The sequence below is a fragment of the Auritidibacter ignavus genome (assembly GCF_003703835.1).
Taxonomy (GTDB): Bacteria; Actinomycetota; Actinomycetes; order Actinomycetales; family Micrococcaceae; genus Auritidibacter; species Auritidibacter ignavus.
The window spans coordinates 21,976-39,138 of sequence record NZ_RDQR01000024.1; the positions used below are offsets into that span (position 1 = coordinate 21,976).

The window sequence follows — 17,163 nt, forward strand, 5'->3', positions numbered from 1 at the left end:
GTTGTGGTCACAGCACAACACCGCCGATTCCACCATCAGCGCGGAACCGGCGGTGTGAGCTCATCAGTGATCGGCTGGATTTAGAGCTCGGTGATCTCGATCGAGGAAATCACCACATCATCAACCGGCTTGTCGTTCCGGCCGGTGGGTACTGCGTTGAGTTGGTCGACAACCTGCTGGGAGGTGGGATCGGTGACTTCACCGAAGATGGTGTGCTTGCCCTGCAGCCAGGTGGTCGGCACTGAGGTGATGAAGAACTGGGAGCCGTTGGTGCCCTTGCCGTTACGGATACCGGCGTTGGCCATCGCCAGCTGATAAGGCTCGTTGAAGGTCAGTTCGGGGTGAATCTCATCGTCGAACTCGTAACCGGGACCACCGATCCCCTGACCCAGCGGATCGCCACCCTGGATCATGAAGTCCTTGATGATCCGGTGGAAGATGGTGCCGTTGTACAGCGGGGTACCGGTTTTGGTCTCACCACTGGCCGGGTCGGTCCACTCCTGCTCGCCGGTGGCCAGGCCCACAAAGTTCTTCACGGTCTTTGGAGCGTGGTTACCGAACAGTTCGACCACGATATCGCCGAGATTGGTATGGATGGTCGCTTGGTGCGTTGCAATTGAACTCATGGTTTCTATTCTTTCATGACCGGGGGGTTTCATGGCGATATCCGCGGTGAGAAAAACCCGGTTTACGATCCAGCCGTACTGGAGCACAATCACACCCGGCTAACACACCGCAGTCAGAGTATCCTGTTTCCTGTTGTCATTCATGACTTGTCGCGACATCTTTCGTGGCCACGCACTCACACAATAGAAGACTGCGAGATTCCCGCGTAGGCTAGAGACGAAGCTAGTGTCCCTAATGGAGGCGAGACCACGATGTCGAAACGTTCTACTCAAAAAGCCGCACGTCAGGCCGAGAAGAAGCTGAAGAAGGCTTCTGGGTCGGTCCAGTCGACTTTGGCCGATAACTTCGAGAACGCCAAAGAGTGGGCGGCTCCAAAGGTGGAGAACGCCCTGAACTGGGCGGGAGAAACCTTCCAGGACGGCGTGGAGAAAGCCACCCCGCTGGTTCAGCGTGGTGTGGATAAAGTCTCCGAGGCTCTTGAGGCCGCTCGGACCAAGGTTGTCGAAGACTACGCACCAGCTGCCACCGAACAGCTGGCTCAGGCTGCCGAGAAAACCGCGAACGCCGTATCCGACCACGATGTTCCGGCACCGGTGCAGAACGTGCTAGAAACCGTCACCGGCGATAAGAAGGCCTCCAAGAAACTGAAGAAGGCACTGGAGAAATACACCAAGTCTGCCGAGAAGACACTGCAGAAGCAGCATAAGAAGGCCAAAAAGGAAGCCAAGAAGTCCAAGGCTGGTAACAAAGTCTGGATCTTCGTGGGTCTGGCCGTGGCCGCCTCGGGTGCTGCTTTCGCCATCTACCGCTTGACCAAGCCTGTCGAGGATCCCTGGAAGAACCCGACCCCACAGCCGATCGCTCAGGGCACTCCCGCTACTCCGGGCGCACAGCGCTCCGGGCGGAACGCCGAGCAGAAGCCGGCCGCTCAGCCCGCTGTCACGTCGGAGACCGGCTCGAACGAGCAGGATCAGAACACCACCGAGGTGACGATCGATACCTCCGCGTCCTCTCAGTCCTCCGGCGCTCACGCCGCCGAGAAGAAGTAACACTCACGGCGCAGTAAGTACCTAACCCCACAGTGGGGGCTATGCTCCACCCCCACTGTGGGGTTAACGGCCGGATGTCGCCAAGGGTTGATAGGTCTCCAACCCGTCCGGCATGGACCGCAGATACGCGACCTCGAGATCGGGGAGTCGGTGCTGGTAACGCTGATGCATCACGCTGATAGCATCGGGGTTTTGATCAATCATCACGAAATGACGCCCTAAGCGTCCGGCCACCGCACCGGTGGTGCCGGATCCGGCAAAGAAATCCAGCACGGTATCTCCGGGTGCTGAGGAGGCCTGAACGATCCGGCGGAGGATGCCTTCTGGCTTTTGGGTGGCGTAGCCGGTTTTTTCTTTCCCCGTCGGAGAGACAATAGTGTGCCACCACACGTCAGTGGGTAATTTACCTCGTGCTGCTTTTTCAGCGGTCACCAGTCCCGGGGCCATATAGGGTTCCCGGTCCACCTCTGCACTGTTGAAGTAGTACTGCTGGGGGTCTTTGACGTAGACCAGAATCGTGTCGTGTTTGGCCGGCCATTTCTTCTTACTGCGGGCACCGTAGTCATAGGCCCAGATGATCTCATTGAGAAAACAGTTCCGCCCGAACAGAGCATCCAGCAGCACCTTGGCGTAGTGGGCCTCACGGTAGTCGAGGTGCAGGTAGAACGTACCGGTGGGTTTCAATAAGCGCCAAGCCTGTTCCAGCCGGGGCACCAGGAATTCCCAATAGTCCTCAAACTGATCGTTATAGGCATACAGGTGACCCTTGATGGTCTGGTAACGAGCGCCTTTAAATCCTCGGCGGGTGCCCTCAGCCGACCGCGTGGTGGCCATATTCTGCCGGACTTGGCGTTTTCCGGTGTTAAAGGGTGGATCGATATAGATCAGATCGATTGATGCATCGGCCAGTCTTTGCAGTAGCCCCAAATTATCCCCCAGAATCACGGCGTGAGGATGCTGTAGGGAGAACCGGTCGGCGTTTGTCATGCCTCCAACTCTAACGGCGCCGGCTGTAGCCTAGAGACAACTGTCACGTTAGCTGGCGTGTTTATCGCGTCCGAAAGGAGCCATGGTCATGTACTTCATTGTGGTCCGTCACGAAGTCAAGCCTGAGTCTGTTGAGAAGTGGCCTGACATTGTGCAGGAGTTCACCGAGTCCACGCGCGCCGAAGAAGGGAACCTCTTCTTCTTCTGGTCCAAATCATTGGAGGCCGATAACGAGTTCATCCTCATCGAAGGGTTCACCGACGACGGTGCGGCCCCACATGTGAACAGTGAGCACTTTGCCAAGGGGCTGGAGGCGATGCGTCCGCATCTGCTGTCGACTCCGAAAATTATCTCCCGCCAGGTTGAGGGCAACGGTTGGGACGAGATGGCTGAGCAAAAGATCGAGGGCTAACCTCTTGTCCGGTTACTGGCCGGAAACGTAAGCTGTGCCACATGAGCAGATCGAGTCTGCGTCGGGTTCTGCGCAAAGCCTCCCGACGCCTGCGCGGAACCGGTACCCGCTCGACGGTCACCCGTGACGACGACGAGCTATTGCCGTTGCCGATCAAGTCGGCCCCGATCAATATTGCCCGGCAAATCGCGTTGCGCGCTGCTAATGTTGGGCTCACCTCGCTGTACAGCATTTACCGGCTGGACCCGGCCCTGTGGCGGTTGACCGCCAAGAACTATCATCCTTGTCTGGAACGGTTCGCCAAGCTCAACGCCTGGATGATCTGCCAGCATGCCTCCCTGGACGTACCGGCCTACCAGGATTATTTGGTCCGCAACGACTATGAATTCAGCTGGTGGGATCTGGCCTCGTATCCGCCTACCTCCAAAGACGACTATGTCAGGGCCTATGGTGAAGCCAGTCGGTGCTGGGACGGTGAAATCGAGGTGGCCGGCACCGTCGTCGATGAGTCCTCAGGTTCTACGGGCACCCCGTTCAACTGGATGCGGTCCAAGGACGAAACCGCAACGGTACACAAGAATGTCGCCGGCTATGTGACCATGCTTTTTGGTGGCAAGAACTTGTTCTGCATTAATGCGTTCTCGATGGGTGCCTGGGCGACCGGGACCAATACCGGTCAGGCCATGGCCAAAATTGCGATGGTGAAGAACACCGGCCCGGACCTGGAGAAGATCCTGGATACCCTGCGCCACTTCGGACCACGATTCACCTACCTGATCAGCGCCTATCCACCGTTTTTGAAGCATCTGAAAGATCTCCTCGATGAGTGCGGAGACGAATTCGCCGAGTACACCATCAACGGGTTCGTTGGTGGCGAGGCCATGACCGAAGGGCTCCGGGATTACGTACTGGGAACCTTCGACCGGGTCTATTCCGGCTATGGTGCCTCCGATCTGACCATCGGCATGGGTGGCGAGACCGATCTGAGCATCACCTTGCGCAAAGAGTTGATCGCTAATCCCGCCTTCCGCACCGCGCTGTTGGGCGAGGGCGAAACCCGAACCCCCATGATTTTCCAGTACAACCCGCTGGAAACCTATATGGAAACTACCGACGACGGGGAGTTGATGGTCACGATCAATTCCTCGGCGGTGATGAGCCCGCGGTTGCGGTACAACATTGGCGACGAGGCGCGGATCCTGTCCTTCCCCGAGATGGTGCAGATCACCAGCGCCTTCCCGCAACTGGTCTCCCGGCTCAAGGAGGCTTACCGGAATCAGCAGATGAAATTGCCGTTCCTGTTGCTGTTTGGGCGGAAAGATTCCACGATCTCCTATATGGGCGCCAATATTTATCCGCTCGATGTCCAAAACGGGCTGTATCGAGACCCCGAGGCGGCCAAGGTGATCGATTCTTTCCAGATTGAGCTGATGGAAATCGGCGATTTCGAGCACCGGCCCCGCATGCACATTCAGCTCCGCGATCCCGAGACCTACCCGGCCGCCCGGTTGGACCAGGTCGCCAAAGATCAGCTGGCCGATCAGCTCTCCGAGCAGGTGTTGGACCACCTGGCTTCGGTCTCTCGCGATGTAGCGGTGTCGTTGACCGAGGATGCCTCGGCGGCAGAAATCCGGGTGGTGGTCCACGACTTTGGGACCGGCCCCTTCAGCGACCCGAACACCAAGATCAAGAACGTCTACCTGGCCCGAACCCAGCACGACGAGAGACAAAGCTAATGCGCACTCGAGATTTTTCAGCCTGCAAAGCCCCCCAAGCCCGGACCGGATGTCTGTTTTTGGGCCAAAATGAGTACCGCAATGTCGCTGCCTTGATCCAACAAATTCTGGTCTGGCCGCCCCTGGGACGTCGACTGCGCAATGCGCCGGGCTATTTGTGGCACCGTAGCTATTTCGAGTTCCCGCTACGTATCGGGCTGGTGGTGGCCTTCGAGTCCCGGTCGGCCCTGATGGAATTCGCCAAAACCGACGAACACCGGGCCATCATGCACTGGCTGGTCGGCACTGATGAACACTCCGGCCATCTACCCAGCGGTCCCACCGCTAATCCGGTAGTCGGGGGGTTCATTCGGATTCTTGAGGCCGACGACATCGGATACGCCAATGGCACCTGGTCGGCCGAGCATGACCAGCTGCAGGTACTGACCGAGTGGTCCCGCCCGGCCCCCGGGGAGACCCCACCACCGGTGCTGTCTCGAGCCACCCGCGCCACCATTCAGGGCGTGGGGGTGGTGAACTCCCTGGCCAAAGCACTGGTGGGCTCCGGGGTCGATACCATCCAGCGCCTTCGGAATCGCCGTGACGCTACGGTGTGAAGAGCTACTCACCCCGCACCGGGAGCTGAATCAGCTGGTCGCCGACCCTCCCGTCGGTGCCGGCTGGCGAGACAAGATGGTGCCCGTCCTCGCCGATGACCTGCGCGCCTGGCTCACCGGACACCACCCCGAGGTGGATTGGTGTCGGATGCTGGTCGTCCGAGAGGACACCACCGGCCAGATCCACGCCCACGCCACCATGCACGCCTCAAGAACTCTCGATGCCAAACTCACTGACTCGGGCTTGCTCGGTCACGGACGGGCTCTGTATTTCGGGGCGCTACTGTACCGGAACCGAGCAGCACTCCGAGCGCTGCTGACCGGGATCCACGCCCGGGCAGAACAGCAGGGTTTCCGCCAGATTTTTGGGCCGGTCAGCCTACTGCCGAACCAGACCGGCGGGGCCGTGCTATATGGATTCGAGCACCCTGGTTTCTTCGATTCGACCTATAACGATCCCGGCCTAGTGGATGTGGCCGAAGAGTTCGGTTACACCACGGTGTATCCGGCTGCCACCTGGGAACTTCCGGTCGCAACCATCCCGGACCAGTACCGAACCCCGCCCACAGTCGAGGAGTACCGGCGGGCCGGAGTGCGCCCGCGGAAAGTCACCCGCTGGAATCTACGGGGCCGATCCGGTGTGGTAGAGCACCTGCGAGCCGGACACAACGCCGCCTTCGCCCAACTTCCCTACTACACCCAGATCTCTCCCACGCAAATGCGCGCCCAGACAGCAGGACTCGAGGCACTGATGGATCCCCGGCTCGTTGTGATCCTCGACCACGACAGCTCCCATGCCACCTCGAGGGGCCCGGCTAGTTTTGCCCTGGTGGTCCCCGATCCGGTGAGTATCCTGCGCTCCCATAACGGCCGTCTGGGCCCTCGCCAGCTGGCCGAGCTAGCCGGAGAGAAACTCCGCCCGGTTCCACACCGCACCAGTTCGTTGCGCGATGCCGTGTTGATCACCCAGGGCACCGACCGCAGCTTCAGGGACGGGGACTGCTCTCCTTAGTCTCCCGCCAGTTATTTGCCCAGCTCTCCGCTGCCGGCTACCGCACCCTGCGGGTCACCGATATCGGTGAGGATAACCCGGCGTCGGCCGAGGTGTTCCGCCGGGCCGGTGGCTACCGACTCCACGGCATCGGTTTCCTCACCACCTCGGTACAGGCCATCACCCAGCCCGACAGCTCCGGCTGGGCCGATCGACTCCAGGGCTGGATTCAGATCGCTGGTCGGGCCCCCTCAGCCCACAACACACAGCCCTGGAACCCCCTTGTTGACGCCCCCAAGAAAATCATCAACCTGGGCGTCCACCCGGAACGGCGCTTAATCTACGGTGACCCCACCGACCGAGACCTCTATCTTGCTCTGGGCTGCTGGATTGAATCCCTGAAAATTGCAGCCAGCCAGGACAGTGAGAACCCACACCGGCTCAGCATCGAATCTGTCACTGGCTCGGGCGCCAACACCAGCATCCGGCTCCGGCTACAACCCCTCGCCGCACCGACCGATGACTTCAGTGCCGAGGATGTGCTCTCCCGTCGGGTCTATCGTGGCATGCTGACACCAGCGTCGGATGTTGTGGCCACGGCGCTCGCTGAATTCCCCCAGGCGGTCGAATTCACCGACCCCCGCATCAGCGACCTGGAAACCATCGCCTCGAGACATTTGAGCTCCTCGCCCGAGCTGATCCGCGAACTCACCGGATGGTTACGCCTGGATCCGCACCATCCGCGGCGTCACCTCGACGGGCTCGACGGCGGTTGCCTGCTGCTACCACCGGCAGTGCAACGCCTGGCCCGGGTGGCACGCACTCCACTCGCCGACATCCTGGCGACACCGCTCTCGGCCACCTCCCGGATGCTAGCTAGGGTTCACACCCGCTTCAGGTCCCCCGGCACATCCACCGCGGAACATCACACCCAAACCCGTGGCACACCCGTGCTGTTTTCTGCCCCCGCCGAGAGTCCCGCCCAGATCATCGACGCCGGCAGAACCTTGCACAGGTTGTGGTTACGGTTGCACCAGCTCGGGTTATCCGTGGCACCGGCCACCGAAATGATTGACGCACCGGCCACCGCGTCCTATCTCCACCGCTGGGTCACATCCCACGATCAACAATCCCAGCACAACCACCGACCACTGTCCTATTTCCGGGTGGGAGTTCCCGCATCCACGCCGCCACGTTCCGCACGGATGACCGGACGCTAGAGGAACCGGTTTCAACAAACTTGGACACCTCCCTACCCGATTGGCTGCATCGCTTACGCGCCATCGACGTGCCCGGCCTCATCACCCCGCGACATACCCCACCCTGGTGATCCAACACCAGTGACGCAAATCGCCCGACGATATTGTCGATCTCCTCGAGGACCACCGCCGGCACGCCCGGAGGAAGTGCTGACATTACCCTGCCAATGACCCTTGCGAGGCTAAGGAGCCAGCGGCACCACCATGGGGCTACCGGATTGCGGATCGGGGAAAATCTCGCACTCCAAGTCGAAGACTTCATGCACCAATGCGGCGGTGAGCACATTGTGGGGTGCCCCGGTTGCGACAATGTTCCCGCCGGCTAAGACCACCAGCTGATCGGCGTAGCGGGCGGCTTGATTCAGGTCGTGAAGCACTGCCACCACACTGCGACGTTCATCGCGCATTCGGCGACAGATCGTCAAGACCTCGATCTGGTGGGCTAGATCCAGGAAGGACGTCGGCTCATCGAGGAGCACGTACTCGGTGTCCTGGGCGAGAATCATTGCGATCCAGGCACGCTGACGCTGGCCTCCAGACAGTCCTGCGACCGGCTGGTCGGCCAGGGCAGTCACGTCGGTGGCGGCCATAGCCGTTGCAATCTTTCCGTCGTCACCGGCCACCCATTGGCGCAGTGCCGAATGGTAGGGGTGGCGTCCTCGAGCGACCAGCCCACGGACCGTGACCCCATCGGGGACCACCGGATCTTGTGGAAGTAATGCCACACGACGGGCAATCTGTTTAGAGCGGTACCGGTCCAAGGGGCGCCCATCCAGGCTCACGTGACCGGCGGAGGGGGTCAGGGTCCGGGCCAAGGTTTTCACTAACGTGGATTTGCCACAGCCATTGGGCCCTACGATCGCGGTGAATTGTCCGGCAGGAACCTGGAAGTCCAGATTCTCTAAAACCGGTGGCTTCCCGCCATAGCCCACCGTGATGCCCGTGGCCTGTAATGATGCCTCTGCTAGCGATGAGGTGCTCATCGAGTGGACCTCCTCCACGTACTGATCAGCAAGTATCCCAAATACACCCCGCCGACACCGGTGGTGATCACCCCCACCGGGAGCCCGTCAAATAGCGGGACGTGTTGAACCAAGAAGTCAGCGGCCAACATTATCAGTGCACCCACCAGGGCGGACAGAAACAGGTGGGGGCCCGGGGTGCGCGTGGCTTGGCGTGCAATATGTGGCGCCGATAGCGCCACGAAGGCAATCGGTCCGGACACAGAGACCGCCATGGCGGCCAAGATGACCGCAAGCACAATCGCCCAGGCGCGCGTGCTGGTAGCCGAGCTACCCAACGTATCGGCCAGTTCATCGCCCATATCCATCGGAGTCAGGTGGTGGCTGAGGGCGATGACCGCCGGGATCAGCACCAGCAGGGCGATGCCGATGGTCGTGGCGTGTTCCATATTTCGTGCCCCCAGTGACCCAGCAAGGTAGGCGGCGAGCTGGGAGGCAGAATCCCGCACATCCACAGCCACCACGTAGTGGGTGATCGACAGCGACATCGCGGCCACACCGATTCCGGTCACGATGACCCGAGAGGGGGAGGCAAAGCCCAAGCCGGTAGAAATCCACACCAGTCCGACCGCGACGGCCGCGCCGATGAGAGAACCCACCGATGCGGAAACCATCCCGGGAAAGAACATGGTCGCCACCGCCACTCCAGCACCAGCTCCAGCGCTCAACCCGATCACATCGGGGCTACCCAGCGGATTACGGGTGACCGTTTGGAACAGCGCCCCGGCGAGTCCTAAAGCAATACCGACGCCGATAGCGACTAATACCCGGGGGCCACGGAGGCGTTCAAGCACAAAGATCGTGCTGGGTTCAGCCTCCCCTCTCAGCAGCGCGCTCAGTTCGGCCGGCCCAAGCCCCATCGGCCCCCAAGCCACAATGCCCGTTGCCAAGACCAGAATAACCAGAATCGACACCACGGCCAGTACAGCGCTCCGGGGGCTGTAGGGAATGGCCACAATGTTGCCGAGGGTCAACATGTTCTCGCCACGTCGTAGCGTGGGGCGTGAACGGGATGGTGCGGTGGTCATACTGCCACCTTTCCGCGGCGTACCGCCACCAAGAGAAAGGGAGCACCCAGAAAGGCGGTCACGACACCGACCATGAGTTCTTCGGGCCGGGTGATCACCCGAGCCACGACGTCGGAGGCCAATAACAGGGAGGCTCCCAGCAGAATGGCAACGGGTACCTGCTGCCGAAAGTCACCACCAACCAAGGACCGCACCAGGTGCGGGGCTGCCAACCCGATGAATGCGATAGGTCCCACCGCCGCGGTGGCGGCTGCTGCCAACAGCGTGGCCGCCAGAATTCCTCCGGCACGGATGGCAACGACTGGGGCCCCCAGCGACACCGCCACCTCATCACCCAAGGCCAGGGTGTTCAGCCCCGGGGCAAGGATCACGGCCAAGAGCAGTCCAAGGATCACCGCGGGCAGTACGGCCCACAGGGTTTCGAATTGGGCTCCAGCCAAGGAACCAACTACCCAGTGCCGGTAGGAGTCGAAAACCTGTGGCCGCGTGAGCACCATGGCTTGAATATAGGCGGTCAGCACCGCCGAGACCACGGCCCCCGCTAGAATGAGGGGCACCACCGATTGGCTTCCGGACGACCGGCTGAGGACGTAGACCAAGACCACCACGACGATGGCCCCGGGTAATGCGACCAGCACCGTGGCGGGCCCGACCGTAGCGGAGAACCCGAAGAACGCAACCGCGGTGACCACAGCGGCTGAGGCCCCCGTGGTCACACCCAGCAGACCGGGTTCACCCAGTGGGTTACGCGTGAGACCTTGGATAATCACACCCGAAACGGCCAGGGAGGCACCGACGGTGGCACCGACCACGGTGCGTGGCCAGCGAGCTGCCAGAACCTGTTGTAAGTGGGCGTCACCGCCACCGCGCAACACGTCAATTACCTCGCGGAGGTCATTCTCCCGAGACCCGTAGGCGATTGATGCGGCACTGGCTAGCAGCAAAAAGAATAGGCACAGAACAGGTGCGATCCAGGCTTTCACTCGGCGTCGTCAGCGGAGCCTTCACCCTCCACATTCTCGACCGCTTCATCGATCATCGGCTCGTAACGGTCCAACACCCAGGGCACCGTCAGCGGGCTAATGATGGAGGATGCGGTTACAAAGGATTGGTCGGTCGGTGCTACCACGGCACCGTTGTCGATCGCCGGAATTGAGGCGTAGAGGTCCTGTCCTTCCGTCTCTTCGCGATTGTCCTCATCGGAATACCAGGTGAAGATCAGATCGGAGTCATTGAGCATATCAGCGTTTTCGAGTCCGATCATTGCCGAGTCGGTCCCTTCGACCTCGAATTCCTTCATGTCCTCAACTGCCGGATCCACTTGCAACCCGAGCTTGCTCACCATCTGGACGCGCTGCTCTCCGGGGAAGAACACGCCGAGCGTTCCTGGTCCATCGTTGTAAATATAAGAGAACGTGTAGTCAGACCATTCCTCGTGACTATAGTCTTCGAATTCCTGCTCGATCTGATCAATCAGCTCCGGGGCCCGTTCTTTTTCGCCCAGTGCGGTAGAGACGGTCTCAATCTGTTCTTCCCAGGTGATGGTCCAGGGCAACTCCGGATAAGCTACCGTCGGTGCGATATCGTCGAGCAGGTCGTACTGCTCCTGGGTAATACCTGACCACGGTGCGAGGATGACGTCGGGTTCAAGATCAACAATGGCTTCGATATCAAGTTCTGTACCGCCGGTGAACTGTTCGGGCAATTCATCACCGACCTCTTCCACGGCTTCATGGATCCAGGGCAAGTAGCCGGTGTCATCAGCACCCCATGGGTATTCCTCAATACCCACCGGGGTCACACCTAGGGCAATGGCCGTCTCCGTCGAGCCCTGACCAAGGGTCACGACGCGCTCGGGCTTGTCCTCAATAATTGCGGTACCCAGGGCATGTTCAATCTCCACGGTTTCGAATGCACCGTTGTCCTCTGCCTGGTCATCTGGCCCGTTCTCACCACCGCAAGCGCTGAGTGTCAGAGCTAAAACAGCAGTTCCTGCCACAACAGTTATTCCGTGTCGGGTCTTCTGCCAATGATTCATGAAATCCCTTTCTAGGTAGTCAAGGCCAAACAGCGCTTGCTGAGGACACCTCATCGAGCCCACGGTGTGTATCTACTCGACCTTAAAGTTTAGGGTACACTTACTTTGTTATGCAACATCAATTGGATGTTAGAAAGGTCGGCAGAACTCAAGCTGGCGACGATGTCGATCTGCACTCACAGCCACGACCATCACACACATCAAAGCGGCGATCACCACACGGGCGATCGCCTCTTAAAAACAGCCGGATTAGCTGTGAAACTCAGTTGCGCTGCGCAAGCTCCTAACGCAGCACCTGAATTTCCTGGCGAGTACCAGCGGTATTCTGCACGGTGCGAATCGTCGCGATGAATAGCTCCAGCACCACACGGAACAACACGAGCTGAATGACGGGAAAGATCCACCCAAACAGCAACCACAATATCCCGAACGGCGCGGCATCTGTCCCCATCATGCTAAATGCTGGCACCAGCCAGCCAAAGATCAGCGACATGGCGACCAGAACGATCATCAAAATTAAAGATAAACTTCGTGAATTTGATGGTTACAAAGCTATCGACCGACATATCAAACAGAAAGGCAAAGACGCCTCTGTCTTCCACGGACGTTCGCGAGTTAGGGGGCTTAGGGCCGGACTGGCCCGGGGTGGACTGGTGGGCCGCCCCCTGCGGGTCACCTATATCGGTGAGGATAACCCGGCGTCGGCCGAGGTGTTCCGTCGGGCCGGTGGCTACCGACTCCACGGCATCGGTTTCCTCACCACCTCGGTACAGGCCGTCGCCCAGCCCGACAGCTCCGGCTGGGCCGATCGGGTCCGGAGCCGAAACCCAGATTCTGTTGGCGTGTGAACCCACTGGCGTGGCCGAACCGGGGGAATTCACCGGCTGGTTACGCCTGGATCCCCATCACCCGCGACGCTACCTTGACGGGCTCGACGGCACCTGTCTCATGCTACCCGAACCGATACAACGGATTGCCCGACTGCTACGCACTCGCTGGGCGGATTCACTGGCCCCGGCGGTGGCAACCCTGAGTCGAGCCACCGCGCATCTGCCCCGTTGCGCCGGGAAACCTCAAGCCGGTACCCCGGTTCTGTTCTGCGATCCCGCGCAAACCCCCGCCGAGATCATCGTGGCCGGCCGGAGACTGATGCGCCTGACCGGGCGGTGACCGGCCCGCCCGGACTGAGGGAACACGACAGATGGGGCCTAGAGAACGAGCGTGGCAGCCGCGAGCGCTCCGGCCAGACCCCAGCTCGTCAAGGACCCGATGAGAAATTCTTCCGCCCGGGCCCCGATCCGACGATCGGCGGAAATTTCGGGAAAGCGCACAATCCCTTTGGCGGCAATCAGGGCTGCCACAATGCCTTGGGCACCCGTCAAGGCCAGCACATAAATGATGATCCGTTCCAACGGACCGATGATACGACCACCTCGCAGTGAGGAGGCTGTGGAGCCTTCCTCCTCCGGGGGCCGGTGTTGGCCGGGCATCTCGTGACGCCCGGTAAGTTCCAAAACACTGCGCACCACTTCATTGCCGGTACTGGATAAGAACACCAACGATCCGGTCGCCATAACGATCGGGCTGGGCTCGTGATCTCCAGTCGCCCACGTGACACCGAAAACCACGGCCAGTAGCACGACCAGCACTGGACCACGCCAGATCAGGTGGCGTTGGCTAGCCACCATCCAGACGAGAGCGAGCACGACCGCCACGGCTGCGTGCCACCAGTGGGTCACGACCGTGGCACCAATGAGGGTCAGTAGCCACCACACCGTCGCGATCAGCCACCGGGCCGGCATCCGGCGGATGAACACGGCCAGTAGATCACTGACCCCGATGACTAGCAGGGCACAACCAAACATCATGATGTCTCCCCCGCCAACTCGCGATCTAACCGTAACAGCATAGCTGCCCCAGACCGATGCACGGCTTTGGAAACTGCCGCCTGGCTGATTCCTTCGGACTGGGCGATCTCCCGTTGGGTCACCCCGTGCAATAAGGCTCCGGCCATGCGACGTTCGCGGGACTTGAACCGGGCCAGTACCTGGTCAACGGCCAGAAATTGAGCGTTAACCGCCGCCGCCAGGTCGGCATCCTCCCCGCGCAGGCGGTGTCTGACGGCAGGTAAGGATTGCTGGAGCACCTCGGCTTCGTTAAGGGCTTCCCGGGCTGCGATCCAGCCGGGCCCGTCATGAATTGGCCCGGTGACGCTACGAGCAATCGTCGTGATACGTCCCATGCCCACTCCAGCACGTACCTGGACCTCTGCCGGCAAGAAAAGATGCACACGGTACAGGCTTCGCACCGCGTCCTGCCACGAGAAGTAGACCGCTTGGAACTCGTCGCCCACTGTGGCCCAGGCCGGATGGTCGGGCACAATCTGCTCTTCGATACGGGCAAAAGCATCCATGATCACAGAATGGGCCACGACACGATCGGGAAGATCACGGGACCCCACGATGTCGAAAATCACGGGAACGCTCGTCATGTATATAACCATAACAGTTATATAGAGGCTAGTATAACTATTTTTGAGGTGAACTTCTCGGTGCGTTCTGCGATCGGGCGCGGGTCAGGGAAGATCTCACACTCGGGGCCAAAGACCCGGTGGACCAACTCTGCGGTGAGGAGCAGGGCGGCGGGATCTTCGGCAATGAGTTTGCCATGACCGAGAAGCACCGCGGGCAGTATCGCCCAGTGGGTGTCAAACCATGCTCCGGCCAGGCTCAGCGGTACGACCGATTCGCTACCGGAGGACCGACTTAGCACCGAGACCAGGATCACCACGGCGATGGCACCGAGTAATGCGAAGAAGGCAGTAGCCGTTTACCACCGCGACGCAGGCCCCGGTGGGCATCCGGGGTAGCCCTGGCCCTTCCAGCGGGTTGCGGGTCAGCTCCTGGATAAACAGCCAGAGTAGCACCGACCACTGCCCCGACCAGGGCGGGTGGCCAGCGGGCTGCCAGCACCTGCTGTCAGGAGGCGTCGTCGCCACCGCGCAGGACAGGTGCGAACTAGTGTTTTACTCGGCGTGGTCCGCGGAGCCTTCGCCCTCAGCATTCTGGACGGTCTCATCGATCATGGGTCTCGTATCGGTCCAGCACCCAGGGCACAGTTAATGGGCTCATAATGGAGGATGCGGTCACCAAAGACTGGTCGGTGCCACCACAACACCGTTGTCAATTGCCAGAATCGAAGCGTAGAGATCTTGGCCTTCGATCACTTTCCGGTTTTCCTTATCGTCATACCAGATAAAACTCAGATCGGGATTCTTGAGCATATCGATGTTCTCGAGTCCGATCAGCGCCGAGTCTACGGTCAAACCGAATTTGCTCTCCATCGGGACGCGCTACTCTCCAGGAAAGAGCAGGCCCGGTGTGCCTGGTCCCTTCTGGTATATACGAGAAGGTGTCGTTGGACTATTCCTCCTAGCTACGGTCGTGAAATTCCTGGTCGATCTCTTCGATCAGCTTCGGGGCCTGGTCTTCTTCCCCCAGAACGGTGGCGACGGTGTGAATCTGTTCTTCCCACGTGATGGTCCACGTCAACTCGAGACAAGCCGCTCTCAGACCGATATCGTCCAGCAGGTCGTACTGCTTCTGGGTCATACCTGAGCGCGGTGCCAGGATCACGTCGGGGTCGAGATCAACAATGGCGTCTCCGCTGAGCTTCGGACCCACTCATAGCCCCCGAAGGCGCTAAGTGTCAGAGGCACAACAGCGGTTCCGACCAGAGTGGTGAGTCTGTTCCGGGTCTTTTCCCAACGATTCATGGGATCTCCTTCGAGGTAGCCACGGTGGGACGGTACCGGTGCCACCTCACGACACCTTGTCGACCTTACAGTGTGTGAGTACTCGACAACACATCGACGGCAAGTCTTATATCGTTATGCAAGACCAATAGATAGTTATCAGGTATCCCGAGGGAATCGCCGTGACCGCAGAAAATAATCACATCCACCACGAACGGTGCCGGCACACTGCCAGCGACGGGCAGGTTAGGATCCTGCCCGCCGCATCACCGCACAATTAGTTGAGTGAAACGTGCCGATTCCAGGAACGGTGGGTGCGCCACATGACGATGACAAGCGTGAGGATCGTTCCGACGAACACGCCGAGTGGCATGATGGCGCTGTCACCATCGGCAAAGGCGATCTCGAGGGTGTTGATGACCACCAGCTGCGGTGTTCCATCGTCACTAACAACAGTGAAGTCGAATCCCAACGGAATAGCCAGTATCGCAAGAAAGATAATGGCTTGGCTACCGACGTAGGTGATCACGGCCATCAAAACCAGGCCACCAATGCCCATTCGACCGAATGGACCCTCGCTACCGACAGAGGCGATGAATGCGTACATCACCGGCCAGGTGAAAAATATGAATAGCACCACGATCGGCAGGTACACTCCGAGGAGCAATGGTAGCGGGATGAAGTCGCTGATAGCCTCTAGTCCCGAGCCCAACGCCACGAACAAGTTCGGCTCCTCAGGGCCCAAACCAGCAGCGGTTGGTGAGCTCGCAAACGTGAACCAGGCGGCCCAGAACAGCAGGAATCCGATGATCAATACGACCGCCGTCGCCAGCATCATGTGCAATAACTTCGTCCAGAAGATAGTTGCGCCTTTCACCGGAATCGCGTGAGTGAGGTAGCCTCCACTGCGAAACCCTGAACACCAAAAGTCGATGGCGAGGGCGATTTGAGTCGCGGGCACGAGCGCCACGATCGGTAACACGATCAGTGGTGGCCCGAAGTGACTCACGACTGGCAGATTGATCCACATCAGCAGCGTGCCTAAAGCACTCGCCGCGAGGGCGCCACCGATGATGATCGCAAGCAGAACGCGGGTGCGGATGAACTCGTGTTTTAAGAGTGTCAGTGTCATCGGAATACCTTTCGGAAAAGCTGGTCGATACTCAGACCGTGTTCAGCGCGCAGATCGTCGGCGTTGCCGGTGAGCGTGATACGACCGTGGCGCATGAACACCACCGTGTCGATAGCAGGTTCAAGGTCGTGGATGAGGTGAGTTGACATCACCAACAGTGAGTCGGGAGCCAGGTTGTTGAGGACGGTGTCGAGGATCTCGTCGCGCGCGGCCGGGTCGATACCGCTGATCGGTTCATCAAGCAGGTAAAGCTTGGCCCGGCGGGACATGGTGAGCGCGATCTGGATCTTCTCGCGCATACCCTTCGACATTTCGCGCAGTTTCATGGCTCTTCACAATCGAGGGTGTAGACGGGGCTTGAATCCTCCGCTCTCGAGCAAGGACCTGGCGATGTAGTTGGTGAGATTCCGGAAGCCCAGGGCGGATCCGCGCAGGTGTTCGAGTCGTCCGTTGATGGCCTCGGTGGGTCCGTTGGAGGTTCCGGGGCGGTCGAAGTAGGCCAGGATGTCTGCCGCCCTTTTCTTCAGCGTCC

The 17,163-nt window shown here is 60.0% G+C and carries 23 protein-coding genes; 8 read left to right on the forward strand and 15 right to left on the reverse strand.

Annotation, left to right across the window (positions count from 1 at the left end; genetic code table 11):
• Positions 1-80 precede the first annotated feature (80 nt).
• A complete protein-coding gene (locus DYI20_RS10520; protein ID WP_110123340.1) occupies positions 81-626 on the reverse strand; it encodes a peptidylprolyl isomerase in 546 nt (181 codons plus the stop codon).
• 252 nt (positions 627-878) lie between these two features.
• On the opposite strand from DYI20_RS10520, the gene DYI20_RS10525 reads away from it, so the two are divergent.
• Positions 879-1,676, forward strand: a complete 798-nt coding sequence (locus DYI20_RS10525; RefSeq protein ID WP_122549478.1) for a hypothetical protein — start codon at positions 879-881, stop codon at positions 1,674-1,676.
• A 63-nt stretch (positions 1,677-1,739) separates the two neighbouring features.
• Here DYI20_RS10525 and DYI20_RS10530 read toward each other — a convergent pair whose 3' ends face one another.
• Positions 1,740-2,663 (reverse strand): DNA-methyltransferase, encoded by a 924-nt coding sequence (locus DYI20_RS10530; RefSeq protein ID WP_122549479.1) that lies wholly within the window; start codon positions 2,661-2,663, stop codon positions 1,740-1,742.
• An 88-nt stretch (positions 2,664-2,751) separates the two neighbouring features.
• Here DYI20_RS10530 and DYI20_RS10535 point away from each other — a divergent pair, with 88 nt between their 5' ends.
• The 5 genes from DYI20_RS10535 to DYI20_RS10555 all read left to right on the forward strand — a co-directional run bounded on the left by DYI20_RS10535 (position 2,752) and on the right by DYI20_RS10555 (position 7,618).
• The gene (locus tag DYI20_RS10535; RefSeq protein ID WP_122549480.1) at positions 2,752-3,075 is read left to right on the forward strand and encodes a putative quinol monooxygenase; all 324 of its coding nucleotides are present in this window, start codon (positions 2,752-2,754) and stop codon (positions 3,073-3,075) included.
• Positions 3,076-3,116: 41 nt separating this feature from the next.
• The gene (locus DYI20_RS10540; RefSeq protein ID WP_243857796.1) at positions 3,117-4,811 is read left to right on the forward strand and encodes a phenylacetate--CoA ligase family protein; all 1,695 of its coding nucleotides are present in this window, start codon (positions 3,117-3,119) and stop codon (positions 4,809-4,811) included.
• Positions 4,811-5,407, forward strand: coding sequence for a hypothetical protein (locus DYI20_RS10545; protein ID WP_183145629.1), 597 nt, complete (start codon positions 4,811-4,813; stop codon positions 5,405-5,407). The genes DYI20_RS10540 and DYI20_RS10545 overlap by 1 nt, the downstream gene beginning before the upstream one ends.
• Positions 5,391-6,419, forward strand: coding sequence for a hypothetical protein (locus DYI20_RS10550; RefSeq protein ID WP_122549481.1), 1,029 nt, complete (start codon positions 5,391-5,393; stop codon positions 6,417-6,419). The genes DYI20_RS10545 and DYI20_RS10550 overlap by 17 nt, the downstream gene beginning before the upstream one ends.
• Positions 6,420-6,511: 92 nt before the next feature.
• Positions 6,512-7,618, forward strand: a complete 1,107-nt coding sequence (locus tag DYI20_RS10555) for a nitroreductase family protein (protein ID WP_110110712.1) — start codon at positions 6,512-6,514, stop codon at positions 7,616-7,618.
• A gap of 221 nt (positions 7,619-7,839) precedes the next feature.
• On the opposite strand, the gene DYI20_RS10560 is transcribed toward DYI20_RS10555, so the two are convergent.
• From DYI20_RS10560 to DYI20_RS10580, 5 genes are all read right to left on the reverse strand, one after another.
• Complete coding sequence (locus tag DYI20_RS10560) at positions 7,840-8,640, reverse strand: ABC transporter ATP-binding protein (RefSeq protein ID WP_110101464.1); 801 nt, start codon at positions 8,638-8,640, stop codon at positions 7,840-7,842.
• Positions 8,637-9,707, reverse strand: coding sequence for a FecCD family ABC transporter permease (locus tag DYI20_RS10565; protein WP_183145630.1), 1,071 nt, complete (start codon positions 9,705-9,707; stop codon positions 8,637-8,639). The genes DYI20_RS10560 and DYI20_RS10565 overlap by 4 nt, the downstream gene beginning before the upstream one ends.
• On the reverse strand, positions 9,704-10,690 hold the full coding sequence (locus DYI20_RS10570; RefSeq protein WP_110101463.1) for a FecCD family ABC transporter permease: 987 nt from the start codon (positions 10,688-10,690) through the stop codon (positions 9,704-9,706). The genes DYI20_RS10565 and DYI20_RS10570 overlap by 4 nt, the downstream gene beginning before the upstream one ends.
• Positions 10,687-11,745 carry an iron-siderophore ABC transporter substrate-binding protein gene (locus DYI20_RS10575; protein WP_110101462.1) on the reverse strand — a complete coding sequence of 353 codons (1,059 nt, stop codon included), beginning with the start codon at positions 11,743-11,745 and terminating at the stop codon, positions 10,687-10,689. The genes DYI20_RS10570 and DYI20_RS10575 overlap by 4 nt, the downstream gene beginning before the upstream one ends.
• A gap of 283 nt (positions 11,746-12,028) precedes the next feature.
• Complete coding sequence (locus tag DYI20_RS10580; RefSeq protein ID WP_158278488.1) at positions 12,029-12,238, reverse strand: DUF4282 domain-containing protein; 210 nt, start codon at positions 12,236-12,238, stop codon at positions 12,029-12,031.
• On the opposite strand from DYI20_RS10580, the gene DYI20_RS10585 reads away from it, so the two are divergent.
• Together DYI20_RS10585 and DYI20_RS10590 are read left to right on the forward strand one after the other, a co-directional pair.
• Entirely contained in the window at positions 12,237-12,593 is a 357-nt protein-coding gene (locus tag DYI20_RS10585) for a hypothetical protein (RefSeq protein WP_110110713.1), read from the forward strand. The genes DYI20_RS10580 and DYI20_RS10585 overlap by 2 nt on opposite strands.
• Before the next feature lie 10 nt (positions 12,594-12,603).
• Complete coding sequence (locus DYI20_RS10590) at positions 12,604-12,915, forward strand: hypothetical protein (protein ID WP_110101459.1); 312 nt, start codon at positions 12,604-12,606, stop codon at positions 12,913-12,915.
• 38 nt (positions 12,916-12,953) lie between these two features.
• On the opposite strand, the gene DYI20_RS10595 is transcribed toward DYI20_RS10590, so the two are convergent.
• The 8 genes from DYI20_RS10595 to DYI20_RS10630 form a co-directional block, all read right to left on the reverse strand.
• Positions 12,954-13,613, reverse strand: coding sequence for a hypothetical protein (locus tag DYI20_RS10595; RefSeq protein ID WP_110101458.1), 660 nt, complete (start codon positions 13,611-13,613; stop codon positions 12,954-12,956).
• Positions 13,610-14,236, reverse strand: a complete 627-nt coding sequence (locus DYI20_RS10600) for a SatD family protein (protein WP_158278489.1) — start codon at positions 14,234-14,236, stop codon at positions 13,610-13,612. The genes DYI20_RS10595 and DYI20_RS10600 overlap by 4 nt, the downstream gene beginning before the upstream one ends.
• A gap of 17 nt (positions 14,237-14,253) precedes the next feature.
• Positions 14,254-14,535, reverse strand: coding sequence for a hypothetical protein (locus DYI20_RS10605; RefSeq protein WP_110099198.1), 282 nt, complete (start codon positions 14,533-14,535; stop codon positions 14,254-14,256).
• A 355-nt stretch (positions 14,536-14,890) separates the two neighbouring features.
• Positions 14,891-15,088 carry a hypothetical protein gene (locus DYI20_RS10610; RefSeq protein ID WP_110099197.1) on the reverse strand — a complete coding sequence of 66 codons (198 nt, stop codon included), beginning with the start codon at positions 15,086-15,088 and terminating at the stop codon, positions 14,891-14,893.
• An 88-nt stretch (positions 15,089-15,176) separates the two neighbouring features.
• Complete coding sequence (locus tag DYI20_RS10615; protein WP_110101456.1) at positions 15,177-15,428, reverse strand: ABC transporter substrate-binding protein; 252 nt, start codon at positions 15,426-15,428, stop codon at positions 15,177-15,179.
• 348 nt (positions 15,429-15,776) lie between these two features.
• Positions 15,777-16,631, reverse strand: coding sequence for a hypothetical protein (locus DYI20_RS10620; RefSeq protein WP_110099195.1), 855 nt, complete (start codon positions 16,629-16,631; stop codon positions 15,777-15,779).
• Positions 16,628-16,957, reverse strand: coding sequence for an AAA family ATPase (locus DYI20_RS10625; protein ID WP_110101455.1), 330 nt, complete (start codon positions 16,955-16,957; stop codon positions 16,628-16,630). Before DYI20_RS10625 ends, DYI20_RS10620 begins: the two co-directional genes overlap by 4 nt.
• Positions 16,958-16,963: 6 nt before the next feature.
• Positions 16,964-17,163 (reverse strand): transposase (locus DYI20_RS10630; RefSeq protein WP_146206787.1); only part of this gene is annotated, 200 nt, incomplete at its 5' end.